The following is a 12,384-nucleotide window of genomic DNA, read 5'->3' as shown; positions in this document are numbered from 1 at the left end:
TTGGCCTGTTTGGCTTTGGCCGGTGCTTTTGCTGCTGGTTTGGCAGCCGTTTTTTTAGCCGGCGCAGCCACCTTTTTGGTGACGATCTGTGTTTTTTTAGCCGGTTTTACTGCCTTTTTGATTGCGGGTTTTGCGGCAGTTTTTGGCGCTTTTTTGGCTGCAGGCTTAGCTTTAGCCGCTGGTTTGGCCTTTGCTACGGCTTTTTTGGCCGGGGCTTTTGCTGCTGGCTTTGCCGTTTTTTTAGCAGGGGCCGGCTTGGCCTTAGCTGTTTTCTTAGGTGCTGTTTTTTTCATATCTGAACCCCGGTTTAACCTGGGCGACTGATTAAATTGTTACATAATGCGTTATTGGAAATTCATGAAAAATGTGCCACTGCCGGTGTTGAGGACGAATTTGTTACAGAATGCTACTGAATTTTCATCGATTGGGCCGACTGCGGAATTGATAACTTTTGTTGCCGTTTTCGGAGTTTTTAAAAAGACAAGATTTTTGTTGCCGCGCGACGTTTGAGCATGTAAATTATTGAAGGAGTGTGGTTTGCGAATGGCGTTCTCATGGAATGTCGTTTTTGAAATGATAACAGTTGTTGTCGGGGTTTCTGAACCTCAGATTAAACTGATATAACTGATTGGGATTCGAGTCGTTGTGTACAATTGTGTACTTTTTGATGGGTTTGAAAAAATACATCCGGTGTCGAAACACTTCTGTCATCCCGAGTAACTGGTGCTGATCCGGGAGATGCGATGCAGCGAGGGAGCCCACGCTGTGTGGGATCCCTCGCAAAGAGGGCGCAATCATCGATTCAGCTGCAATAGCTCGGGATGACATAGGGTTTCTGTTGTTTACATTTGTTAACATTGTTAGCACTTTTTTTAGAGTAGCAAAAACGTCAACAACGTAAACAGGGCTATTGCAAATATACAATAAATTATAGTTAAATAGAAATGTATTTCCCGCCGGCTCAGCTTTTGCGGGAAATATGTAATTTTCCGCACCGTACGGTTTAAACAATAAATACATGAACGAACAGATACGCCAGCTGGCACCCACCGCTTTGTGGAATCATTTTGCTGACCTGAACGCAGTTCCGCGTCCTTCGAAGAAGGAAGAACGTGTGATTGACTTTGTAAAGAAATTTGGTGAAGTCCTGGGGCTGGAAACCAAGGTGGATGAAGCAGGGAACGTGATCATCCGCAAGCCTGCATCGAAAGGAATGGAAGACCGCGAGACCATTGTGCTGCAAAGCCACCTGGATATGGTGCACCAGAAGAACAGTGACACCACTTTCGATTTCAATACACAAGGTATTGAGATGTATGTGGATGGCGACTGGGTGAAAGCTAAAGGCACAACGCTGGGTGCTGATAACGGTATCGGTGTAGCTGCTATCATGGCGCTGTTGTCGTCAACCGATATTGCGCACCCGCCGCTGGAGGCCTTGTTTACCATTGACGAAGAAACGGGTATGACCGGCGCGCTGGAATTGAAAGGCGGCCTGCTGACCGGCAAGATGCTGCTGAACCTGGATACGGAAGAAGATACCGAGCTGACGATAGGCTGTGCGGGTGGTATCGATGCAACGGCGACTGGAAATTACCAGCAAGTAAACGCTCCGGTAGGAGAGGCTTTTGAACTTTCGGTAACTGGATTGACAGGCGGACACTCAGGCGGTGATATACACTTGGGCCGCGGTAATGCTAATAAGCTAATGAACCGCGTGTTGCTGGAGCTGACAGGCAAATACGATATACGTATCACAGATATCAACGGCGGCAGCCTGCGTAATGCGATACCGCGCGAATCGTTTGCGACGATAGCAGTTGAGGATAAACATGTGGCTGCGGTAAAAGAGACCGTAGCGCAGTTTGCCGAGATACTGCGTAAAGAGTTTAAAACAACAGACCCTAACCTGCTGCTGAGCCTGAATGGTACGGTGATGCCGACGCAGGTGATGGATAAAGAGTTTCAGCAGAAACTGCTGCGCGTGATCTATGCTTGCCCTAATGGTATCTACCGTATGAGCCCGGATATCCAGGGGCTGGTGCAAAGTTCTAACAACCTGGCGCGTGTGTTGGTGGAAGATGGCAGCTACAGCATCCAGTGCCTGACCCGCAGCTCGGTAGAAACGGAGAAGGACGACCTGAGGATGGCCATCACCAGCGCGTTTGAATTGATGGAAGCCAATGTAACGACCGGCGGCGCTTACCCCGGCTGGCAGCCTAACCCCAATGCTACTATCGTGAAGCTGATGAGCGATACTTATAAAGAAATGTTTGGCGAACCGGCACATGTGAACGCCGTACACGCCGGACTGGAATGCGGTATACTGGGCAGGAACTATCCGGAAATGGAAATGATCTCTTTCGGTCCGAATATCTACGGCGCACACTCACCAGACGAACGCTGCCAGATCAGCTCAGTGCAGAAGTTCTGGAAGTATTTGCTGGAGGTGGTGAACAGGATACCGGTGAAGAAATAACTTTTTTGTTGTCAGGTGGAAATGTTGTACTAAATAGGTGTTAGCTTTTAATAGATAAAAGGTGATTAAGCAAAGAGATTTAAACGGTGCCGTAGTTTATGATCTTGACAATTTCAATAATGAGGCGGATTTGGCAACGATATGCAACATTCTGGCTGATACGTATTCAATAAACGTCTTTGACAAACTTGAGGGGCCCGGCACAACTATTTGGAAAATTGAGATTGCAGATCACCCTTTTTCGTTGGTAAATAATACATGGGGGTGTTTTTTGAAGCCGGAGTCAAACGATGCCATAGAATTTACGGAAATACAACTTGAAACGTTTAAGATGCTTTTTTTGTAGCACTCGCCGAGTCTTTGTTGTCAGGTGGGACCACCTGACAACACTTATCATAATTTGGAAATGAACAAGTATAGAACTTTTTGGAGACGGTTAGGAGCAAGCATAATTGACAGCGTTTTGTTTATTCCATATTCATTTATTGAGGTTGAATCTATTTTTTCACAGTTTATCTTCTCAACAATTATTTATACTGCCGTTGTCGCGACCTACTTCATTTTCTGCCATGGAAAGTATGGTCAAACACTGGGAAAGAAGATAATGGGGATAAAGGTTCTGGACGTCTCTGAAGATGCAACTATTGGATTTTTGAGGGCATTTTATCGCGAACTGCCTTGGATAGTAAGTGAAGTAGCTTTGTTTGTGTACATTCTCGTTTTTGTCTTTAACAAGCAATCGATTGAAGGGTATGAGATGACTGAATTCATGATTTCATTTATTTGGATGTGTTTAGAGCTTATCACAATGTTCCTGAATGATAAGCGTAGGGCAATTCATGATTTTCTCGCAGGGTCAGTTGTGGTAAAAGTTTAGTTTAGTTCTCGCCGAGTCTTCTGAATAGGGACTCGGCGCCTTCACCTTGATGCCTGCGAGTCCTTTGCAAGAGACTCGCAGGCGACGAAAGAAATAAATATTTTAATGGAGAAGAGAACATTTTGGGATAATCTTGGCGACCAATCTCAACTATCAATGCTTGGCAAGGGGCTTATCGGAATAGTTGGCGGAACTCTTGTCATGATCGTTACATGTTTTAGGAAATGCGATGATAGAAAACCAATCGGAGTTTTGAACGCCTCAGAAATAGAAGTGGCGTTTATTAAACCCGCATTAGGTGCTGATTCAATTGACCGAAATAGTTATTATACTAAAATGGGAGTTCCGGCAAGGAATGTTGATTCAGTTATCAATTATATTAATAACAGAAGTAAAGGTGGTACAGTGATTAGAACAGTACAAGAAGAGGAGTTGAAATATTTGAACGATAGTAAGAATTATCTATGGCCAAACCCCAACAGTAAGGAGACGTCGTATTATTACGTTGTAAGCGTTGATAGTCCTGATTTCATTCTCGGTGTGAGGGATACTTTCTTAGATGCTATAATAAACGTACCTAACTAAAACTCTGTAATAGTGCTGTCAGGTGTTTCCACCTGACACAGGACACTACCAGTTATGAAAAGAAATGTTTTTCATCTATTTTGTTGCTCAAATCTATCAAATATGAAGAAATCCCTGTTTTTATTTGGCGTTTCATTGATGTTGGGCATAAGCACCTATGCGCAAGATTGTCCCGGCATGAAATCAAAGAAAGACGCATTTACCAACAAAACTGAAAAAACCGGTCGCGTGGTATTGAGCGGCAGCGGGCTCAAATGGAGTGTGGACCTGAGCCAGAGTGAAGGCAAGTCCTCTATGAAATGGGGAATAGCCATGAACGGTGAGGCTAACCAGAAAATAGAAAAAGGCACTCCGCTATTACTTAAGCTAGAGGATGGTTCAGTTGTGACTATACCGACAAGCGAAACAAGCAGTCCTGTTACACAGGCAGCCAGTGGCGGCGCAGGAACTGTCTATGTTTATTCGGTTTATTATCTAAACTTCGATTTGCCTAAAGAGACTTTGCAGAAGCTGGCCAAATCGCCGATCACAGATCTGAAGATAGATGTGCCGGGACAGGAGCTCAAAAGCCCCAAAGTGAAAGGCAAACAAACAGGAAAGCTGCAGGAAATGTTTACCTGTTTGTACAATAGCTAATCTTAATTCACGACTAATAGAAAAAGCCTCCCGAATGGGAGGCTTTCTTGTTTATTATTGTTCGCTTATTGTTCTATCATATCCACGCTACGCTTCAGGAACTCGGTCAGGTCGCTGCCGGTGAGCATGCCTTGTGAGAGCAAGGCAAGATCGTAAGCTTGTTTAGCTAGTTGCGTCTGCTTCTCTTCGGTTTCTGCTTTCAGTATGCGCGTCACCAGCTTGTGGTTGGCGTTGATGGCTACTTTGTAGTTGTCAGGAAGTGCGCCGTAGAAATTCATCGGTCCGCCGCCGCCCATGGCAGCCATATCTTTCATTCGGCGCATGAACTCGTTCATTGTGATGCTTACCGGCAGTTCGTCGGCGCTCTGGCTTTCTATTTCTACGCTCATAGCAGGCTTGTTGATGGCTTTCTCAAACACCGCTTTTACTTTGCTGCTTTCGTCTTCGCTCAGTACGTGCGCAATGGTGTCACCTTTGTCTATCAGCTTGTCGATAACGTCTGCATCTACCCGTTTCAGCGCCGTCTTTTCCAGTTTATGTTCCAGCTGGCCGATGAAGTGGTTGTCGATAGGTGAATCCATCAGCAGCACGTCATAGCTTTTATTCCTTGCAGACTGGATAAAGGCATCCTGTTTGCCGGGGTTGTTGCTATAGAGGTACACCGTGGTGCCGTCTTTATCTTTTTGCAGCACTTCGGCTTTTGTCTTGTATTCTTCCAGCGTAAAGTATTCGTTGGCTGTATTGGTGAGCAGCGCGAAGTCTTTCGCCTTGTCGTAAAACTTCTCATCGCTCAGCATACCGTATTTCACGAACAAGCCAATGTCTTTCCATTTCTCTTCGTAAGCCTTGCGGTCCTTCTTGTATAGCTCGCTCAGCTTGTCGGCTACTTTCTTGGTGATGTGCGCATTGATCTTCTTCACATTGCTATCGGCCTGCAGGAAGCTGCGCGATACGTTCAGCGGGATATCCGGAGAATCGATAACACCATGCAACAGCATCAGGAATTCAGGAACGATGTCTTTTACTTCGTCGGTAATGAATACCTGGCGAGAGAACAATTTGATCTTATTTCGTTGCAGTTCGAATTCGTTCTTCACTTTAGGGAAGTAGAGTACACCCGTCAGGTTGAAAGGATAATCAACGTTCAGGTGTATCCAGAACAGCGGTGGTTCTGACATTGGGTACAGCTCGTCGTAAAAATCGAGATAGTCTTCGTCTGTGAGTTCAGAAGGCGCTTTGGTCCAGATAGGTTTTGTAGTGTTGACGATGTTATCGATCTCCACCTCTTTATACTTCATCTTGCCTGTCTCGTCCTCGCCATCTGGTTCGCGGTCGGTACGCATACCAAACTTGATAGGCACTGGCAGGAACTTGCAGTATTTATCCAGTATCCCCTGCAGCTTGAATTCATCGAGGAATTCTTCTGAGTCGCTGTTGATGTAGAGTATCACATCGGTACCGCGTTGTGTGCGGTCGCCGTCTGTTATTTCAAACTCGGTGCTGCCGTCGCATATCCAGCGTGCAGGTGCTGCGCCATCCTGGTAAGAAAGCGTGTTGATCTCTACTTTATCAGCTACCATGAAGGCAGAGTAGAAACCGAGACCGAACTTACCGATGATCTCGTTAGCGTCTTTTGCATCTTTAAAGCGCTCCATGAATTCGGTAGCGCCAGAGAAGGCGATCTGGTTGATGTATTTCTTGATCTCCTCGTCGGTCATACCCAGGCCGTTGTCGGAGATGGTGATAGTCTTAGCGTCTTTATCGAAGCTCACCTCAACACGCAATTCGCCGAGTTCGCCATTGAACTGGCCCAGCGAAGACAGGCGTTTGATCTTTTGTGTAGCATCTACTGCATTCGATGTAAGCTCTCGCAGGAAGATCTCGTTATCAGAATACAGAAACTTCTTAATGATGGGGAAGATATTCTCGGTATGGATGGAAATAGTGCCTTTCTCCTGCATGGTCTAATGTTTTTTATATTTATGGTTGTCAAAGTTAGATAACAAGCGCCATTCCAAATGGTTCTAACTTGTCAAAATGTCAGCATTTTAGCGGCTTTGAGGCGAATGGCGCGGAGTTTTTACCTTCAGTTTAGAATCATTTGTCATGGATTGGAAAGAACTGTTTGGAAAATATGTCACGGAAATAGAATCTGACTTCAACCGCCTGGCCGATAGGCTGAAGTTCCGGATGGGGTACGTCGATCCGATCCAGATACTGCCGTACCGTACCTATGGCACACTGAACAGGCTGTACCTGAAGGGCAGGGTGCTGGAAGATGAGAAGATTGCCGGGGCAGGGGACAAGGACACCATCCTGAACAACCTGCTGAACATGTATAAACGCTTTGAGAGTGATGAAGTAGTCGGCGCAACTATTAAAGCCGTATTCGGCGAAGAAGAACAGCACGCGGTAACTGATAACGAAGGCTATTTTCATTTCGACCTGGTTCCGGAAAAGCCGGTGATACGCGAGAATCTTTGGCATGGGGTAGACCTACACCTGACCGATATCCCGAAACCATACACTGCCGGCTTCAGTGCAAAGGCAGAGGTGATGATACCGCCGCTGGACGCAGAGTATGGTATCATCAGCGATATTGACGATACAATCGTGCGCACATCGGCAACCGATATGCTGGCCATGGCGAGGACCGTGTTTCTGAACAATGCGAAGACAAGGTTGCCATTTGCGGGGGTGTCTGAGTTTTATAAATCGCTGCAGCTGGGCAGGAATGGCAAGCGTAATAATCCGTTCTTCTACGTCAGTAGCAGTCCATGGAATATGTACGACCTGCTGCGCGATTTTCTTGACCTGAACGAGATACCAGCCGGACCGTTATTGCTACGCGATTTCGGGATGGCCAATAACTCGATACTGAAAAGCGGCGGCGGGCATATGGGGCATAAGTTTGGCGAGATAGAAAGGATCCTGCTCACGTATCCTGATCTGAATTTCGTGCTGGTGGGTGACAGTGGACAGGAAGACCCGAAGATATACCGGGAGGTAGCGCTGCAATTTCCCGGAAGAATACTAGCCATCTACATACGCGACGTGCAGCTTGCAGAACGGGAGAAAATTGCTCTTGATATCTCCAAAGAATTATCGCAGCAAAAGCTGGAAATGGTGATCGTTGATAATACCACCGAAGCTGCAGACCATGCGGCAAAAACAGGGCTCATCTATCGCGAAGCGATACCTGCTATTGAACAGGATAAAGCAGAAGACAAAGGCCAGCTTCCCGGCAAAGAAGAAGCCACTGTTACAGGTGATGCAAAATAAAAACGGCTCCTGTACAGGAGCCGCAGTATATAATTACAAAGTCATGTCCTAGAATTTCCAGCCCAGTGTGAGGGCTACATTATTCAGGCTGTTTTTGATGGCAGCCTGTGGTATCGGTATTATGCCCGAAGGAAGATCGGGATAATAATTCTCGGGATATTTTGCCTGGTAAGGCAGTTCGTGTTCCTGGTATTGCGTGTTCATGAAACCAAGATCAACAAACCAATTGTCGAACCTATAACCAACACCTGCAGAAATGCTCATGCGGTCATCGCCGCCATTTTTTTCAGGATTACCATAGTATCCAAATCCAAGACGCACCATTAGTTGATCAAAACGGCCTTCGGCACCTATGCGGAAATTGCTGGCACCCCTGTAGCGCTGCCTGATCAACTGGTTGATGAATGATTCGCTATTAACAAATGCACCGTCGAAATGGTAGCGTGCAGAAGCGTAGTCTACATACTCATAATCGGCAGTGATGAAACCGTGTTTACCCAGGAAGCCTGTAGCGCTCACGATACCCCTCCATGGAGTAGTAAGGCCATAGTCAAATATTTGTTCGGGAATATCATTGATAGCAGCAAGCGTCTGCTTTCCGCCGAAGGCTTCTGTATTCGTTACTATCGACCTGTTCTGCACATCAGAGAATCCGAGGTATGTAGGCGTGTGTAGTGCGCCGCCTATTCTGAATTTATCTGATGGCTTATAAATGAAACCAAGTTTTAGGTTGATACCAAGAGCAGATGATGATAAGTCTTCAGCAAATGAAAGGCTGGAGAAATTATTGTTGGGGTCGTTGGTTGCATCTACCTCATCAAATACCATGGTGCGGTTGTAGTTCACTGCAGGCAGGCCCAGTGTTGCACCAAGCATCAATTGCTCTTTGTAATTGCCGCCGAAAGAGATGGCGATCTCGTTAACGCCACCACGCTCGCGAAGAGCGCGTTGCTGGAGCACGCCGGTAGTAAAAGGAACTGTCGTGAAAAATTTGCCGCCAATAGTATCCATCAGGAAAGATTGCCAGCCTATGCCAGACAATGTGGATAGGTCCTGGAGGTCTTGCGTATTGTTGATCACATCGAAGTTGGCCGCGTCTGCCACAAATATCTCACTGAACGAGCTCTGGGTGTTGCGACCACCATAGATAACATTACGGTTGAAATCGGCCAGGCGGTTCATGCCTATGCCGAACGATACTGCTCTCCATTTTGCGCAGTCGTAACGTTTCCCACGTGGTGTACGGGTGAATACCGCACCTATGTTGTTGAAGTTAAAGCGTGTGTTGTTTTCGCTCATTGTCTGCCCCTGGTACAGACCATCGATATTGTTGATCTTGAGCGACGGCGTTATCATAAACTCTGAGTTGCGATACACACCGATACCCGCGGGGTTAATACTGAGCGACGTGAAATCGCCACCAACAGAACCCATTGCACCACCTAAGCCCATAGAGCGGGCAGTACCCATAGGTTGTAGAAAAGAGTATCTCAGCGCGTCGGTCTCATCTTGTGCCGATACGGTATAAAAACCTGAAACGCCTGATAATACCAGTAGGAAAGATAAAAGGCGGTTGTTCATAAAAGCCATTTCTGTTTAGACTATGGGACGCGGAAAATGTTTAAACGTATTTAACAAATATCAGAAAAACAAAAACTATACCGCTGTTAAAAAACAATGCGCTATTTTAACAAATAGCGCATTGAAAATGAAGTATTGTTTTTAACGACGACGGCCGCCACCGCCACCAAAACTACCACCGCCGCCTCCGAAGCCGCCACCCCTTGGTGAACCCATGCTTGGAGAAGATTGCATTCTTGATGGAGCTGACTGTTGATATCGCGGAGCTTCATATGAGCGCTGCTGACGTTGTTCGTAAGCAGGTTGTTCGCGCTGCTGAAAACGCCTTGAGTTTTCCATTTGGTTGCTTTGTCCACCACCAAAGATGCGGCTGCGCTGCATGCGGCGTTCCTGCATTTGCTGCTGTGCAGCTGGCTCAGATGGTTCAAAACGCCTGCTTCTCTCTACAGTAGTGCCATTCGGTTCCTGTATAGCGCGCGAAGGAAGTTCGCGTGTTGATCTTACTGAATTTGAAGGATCGTTAGAGATCACAGCGCTGCCGTCAGGGCCAGACATTCTTTGCTGGCGGATAAGGCCGCCCGAAGCCGGCAATGTTCCGCGGCCGGCACGAGGGCCGTAACTGTTGCTGCTTACAGAACTGCGTGGTCCGTATACAGGGCGAGTGCCACCGTATCCGCCATATCCACCGCCGTAATGGTAGCCATCGTAAAATCCATGATTATATCCCGCTCCGTAGCCGTAACCATAGTAAGGGTAGCCGTAGCCATAACCACCGTAGGGATAGCCCCAACCGTAGCCATAACCATAAGGATAACCCCACCCATAGTAAGGATAACCCCAGGCAGGACCACAGCCGTAGCCATAACCCCAGCTTGGTCCCCAACCATAACCAATAGTCACTGTTACACCTGAACCGTAGTAACCTGGGCTGTAATATCCCGGACCATACCAGAATGGGTCATAGAACGGGCTATAATAGCCACCCCATGAATTGTAGCTAAACCTGCGTACACGAGAAGTGTAGTAGTAGTCGTCATTGGCGTCGATGTAACCATCGCCATCGGCGTCTGTTTCGTAGCTACGCCTGTAAGTAGTTGCATTGTCGCCAGTGTTTCGGGCTTCATCGCCTGAGCTTGAATAAGTGTTGTCCCTTTCCTGTTCTTCCTGAGTCCTTGCTGCCTCACGAGCTGCTGCTGCCTCCGCTGCTCTGCGCTTGCGGGCTTCAGCTTCTTTTTTTGCATCCGAGCTGTTGTAGTAGATATCGTCTGTGTAAGTACCTCTTTGCTGAGCGTAGGTCGCAATCTGCCCTAACCCCAAAATCAACAAACCAGTTAAGAGGAAGCGTTTCATTTTTTGAATAGATTTTGCGTTTAATTGCTTAGTGAAATTACTACATTTGCGGCATTCTGCCAATTTGGTAGAACCTCGAAAAGTATGCCAATCTTCTTATGAGCAACGTTTTAACATCACGTGAACAGGATTACGCCCAATGGTACAATGACCTCATCCTGAAAGGCGGCTTTGCCGACTACTCGGCAGTACGCGGATGTATGGTGATCAAACCTTATGGGTTTGCCCTGTGGGAGAACATGCGCGACCAGCTGGACCGCAGGTTTAAGGAAACAGGCCATCAAAACGCTTATTTTCCGCTGTTTATCCCCAAAAGCTTCCTGAGTAAAGAGGCTGCCCACGTAGAAGGTTTTGCCAAAGAATGTGCTGTAGTAACCCACTACCGCCTGAAGAACGACCCCAACGGTAGCGGTGTTATTGTTGACCCGGAGGCTAAGCTTGAAGAGGAACTGATCGTTCGTCCGACCTCAGAAACCATTATCTGGAGTACTTATAAAAACTGGGTACAATCTTACCGCGACCTCCCCATACTGGTGAATCAGTGGGCTAACGTAGTGCGCTGGGAGATGCGTACCCGACTGTTCCTGCGTACGGCTGAGTTCCTGTGGCAGGAAGGGCATACCGCTCACGCAACCAAACAAGAAGCTATCGAGGAAACGGAGCGCATGCTTGAGGTATATGCCGAGTTTGCCGAAGAATACATGGCGCTGCCTGTGATCCGTGGTGTTAAATCGGCCAACGAACGTTTTGCCGGTGCTGAGGAAACTTATTGCATAGAAGCGCTGATGCAGGATGGTAAAGCCCTGCAGGCAGGTACTTCACACTTCCTGGGTCAGAACTTTGCTAAAGCATTCGATGTACAGTTCTCTACCAAAGAGAACAAGATGGAATACGTCTGGGCAACCTCTTGGGGGGTATCTACCAGGCTGATAGGAGCACTTGTAATGGCACATAGCGATGACCAGGGATTAGTATTGCCGCCGAAACTGGCGCCGCTGCAAGTGGTTATCGTGCCGATCTATAACAAAGATGCGGGCGCAAGACAAAAGATAGATGAGAAAGCAACGCAGTTGATCAAAGAACTGCAGACTAAGGGCATTCGCGTGAAGTTCGACAACGACGATACCAACCGTCCGGGCTGGAAGTTTGCGGAATACGAACTGCGTGGCGTGCCCGTGCGTATAGCACTTGGTGCCCGCGACCTGGAAAACAACCAGGTAGAAGTGGCCCGCCGCGATACAAAAGAAAAGTCTTCACAGTCGCTTGACGGACTAACCGACAATATTGCAAAACTGCTGGAAGACATCCAGTCGAATATGTACCAGCGTGCGCTCAATTATAGAACCGAGCATACTACAAAAGCCAATAGCTGGGATGAGTTTGTAAAACTGCTGGATGAGAAAGGCGGTTTTATTTCTGCGCACTGGGATGGTACACCGGAAACCGAGGACAAGATCAAAGAAATGACCAAGGCTACGATCAGGTGTATACCGCTGAACAACGAACAGGAAGAAGGTAAGTGTATCCTTACCGGCAAGCCATCAACGCAGCGTGTGCTGTTCGCAAGGGCGTACTAATATTCGGAAACTCTTGA

At 47.2% G+C, this 12,384-nt stretch carries 10 protein-coding genes; 7 read left to right on the top strand and 3 right to left on the bottom strand.

Annotated elements, in window-relative coordinates:
- The 5 genes from P2W83_RS02900 (at position 1) to P2W83_RS02880 (ending at position 4,577) form a co-directional block, all read left to right on the top strand.
- On the top strand, positions 1-324 hold the full coding sequence (locus P2W83_RS02900) for a hypothetical protein (RefSeq protein WP_276132188.1): 324 nt from the start codon (positions 1-3) through the stop codon (positions 322-324).
- 694 nt (positions 325-1,018) lie between these two features.
- Positions 1,019-2,479, top strand: a complete 1,461-nt coding sequence (locus P2W83_RS02895) for an aminoacyl-histidine dipeptidase (protein WP_276132187.1) — start codon at positions 1,019-1,021, stop codon at positions 2,477-2,479.
- A 406-nt stretch (positions 2,480-2,885) separates the two neighbouring features.
- Positions 2,886-3,356 (top strand): RDD family protein, encoded by a 471-nt coding sequence (locus P2W83_RS02890; RefSeq protein ID WP_276132186.1) that lies wholly within the window; start codon positions 2,886-2,888, stop codon positions 3,354-3,356.
- Positions 3,357-3,461: 105 nt separating this feature from the next.
- The gene (locus tag P2W83_RS02885) at positions 3,462-3,941 is read left to right on the top strand and encodes a hypothetical protein (protein WP_276132185.1); all 480 of its coding nucleotides are present in this window, start codon (positions 3,462-3,464) and stop codon (positions 3,939-3,941) included.
- Positions 3,942-4,043: 102 nt separating this feature from the next.
- The gene (locus tag P2W83_RS02880) at positions 4,044-4,577 is read left to right on the top strand and encodes a hypothetical protein (protein ID WP_276132184.1); all 534 of its coding nucleotides are present in this window, start codon (positions 4,044-4,046) and stop codon (positions 4,575-4,577) included.
- Between the two features lie 65 nt (positions 4,578-4,642).
- Here P2W83_RS02880 and htpG read toward each other — a convergent pair whose 3' ends face one another.
- Positions 4,643-6,538 (bottom strand): molecular chaperone HtpG, encoded by a 1,896-nt coding sequence (htpG, locus tag P2W83_RS02875; protein ID WP_276132183.1) that lies wholly within the window; start codon positions 6,536-6,538, stop codon positions 4,643-4,645.
- Positions 6,539-6,683: 145 nt separating this feature from the next.
- Here htpG and P2W83_RS02870 point away from each other — a divergent pair, with 145 nt between their 5' ends.
- On the top strand, positions 6,684-7,859 hold the full coding sequence (locus P2W83_RS02870) for an App1 family protein (protein WP_276132182.1): 1,176 nt from the start codon (positions 6,684-6,686) through the stop codon (positions 7,857-7,859).
- Between the two features lie 48 nt (positions 7,860-7,907).
- On the opposite strand, the gene P2W83_RS02865 is transcribed toward P2W83_RS02870, so the two are convergent.
- The gene (locus tag P2W83_RS02865) at positions 7,908-9,440 is read right to left on the bottom strand and encodes an OmpP1/FadL family transporter (RefSeq protein WP_276132181.1); all 1,533 of its coding nucleotides are present in this window, start codon (positions 9,438-9,440) and stop codon (positions 7,908-7,910) included.
- 141 nt (positions 9,441-9,581) lie between these two features.
- Positions 9,582-10,790 carry a hypothetical protein gene (locus P2W83_RS02860; RefSeq protein WP_276132180.1) on the bottom strand — a complete coding sequence of 403 codons (1,209 nt, stop codon included), beginning with the start codon at positions 10,788-10,790 and terminating at the stop codon, positions 9,582-9,584.
- A 98-nt stretch (positions 10,791-10,888) separates the two neighbouring features.
- On the opposite strand from P2W83_RS02860, the gene proS reads away from it, so the two are divergent.
- Complete coding sequence (proS, locus tag P2W83_RS02855) at positions 10,889-12,367, top strand: proline--tRNA ligase (RefSeq protein ID WP_276132179.1); 1,479 nt, start codon at positions 10,889-10,891, stop codon at positions 12,365-12,367.
- Positions 12,368-12,384 lie beyond the last annotated feature (17 nt).

This window comes from Polluticoccus soli (genome assembly GCF_029269745.1).
Taxonomy (GTDB): Bacteria; Bacteroidota; Bacteroidia; order Chitinophagales; family Chitinophagaceae; genus Polluticoccus; species Polluticoccus soli.
Note: the sequence above shows the minus strand (reverse complement) of the source record. Positions and strands in the feature narration are given on the sequence as shown.

What these genes read in the sequence shown, in the direction of transcription:
- proS (WP_276132179.1), top strand. Translation starts at nt 10,889, where the DNA reads ATGAGCAACGTTTTAACATCACGTGAACAGGATTACGCCCAATGGTAC.
- P2W83_RS02895 (WP_276132187.1), top strand. Translation starts at nt 1,019, where the DNA reads ATGAACGAACAGATACGCCAGCTGGCACCCACCGCTTTGTGGAATCAT.
- P2W83_RS02860 (WP_276132180.1), bottom strand. Translation starts at nt 10,790, where the DNA reads ATGAAACGCTTCCTCTTAACTGGTTTGTTGATTTTGGGGTTAGGGCAG.
- P2W83_RS02885 (WP_276132185.1), top strand. Translation starts at nt 3,462, where the DNA reads ATGGAGAAGAGAACATTTTGGGATAATCTTGGCGACCAATCTCAACTA.
- P2W83_RS02870 (WP_276132182.1), top strand. Translation starts at nt 6,684, where the DNA reads ATGGATTGGAAAGAACTGTTTGGAAAATATGTCACGGAAATAGAATCT.
- htpG (WP_276132183.1), bottom strand. Translation starts at nt 6,538, where the DNA reads ATGCAGGAGAAAGGCACTATTTCCATCCATACCGAGAATATCTTCCCC.
- P2W83_RS02880 (WP_276132184.1), top strand. Translation starts at nt 4,044, where the DNA reads ATGAAGAAATCCCTGTTTTTATTTGGCGTTTCATTGATGTTGGGCATA.
- P2W83_RS02865 (WP_276132181.1), bottom strand. Translation starts at nt 9,440, where the DNA reads ATGAACAACCGCCTTTTATCTTTCCTACTGGTATTATCAGGCGTTTCA.
- P2W83_RS02890 (WP_276132186.1), top strand. Translation starts at nt 2,886, where the DNA reads ATGAACAAGTATAGAACTTTTTGGAGACGGTTAGGAGCAAGCATAATT.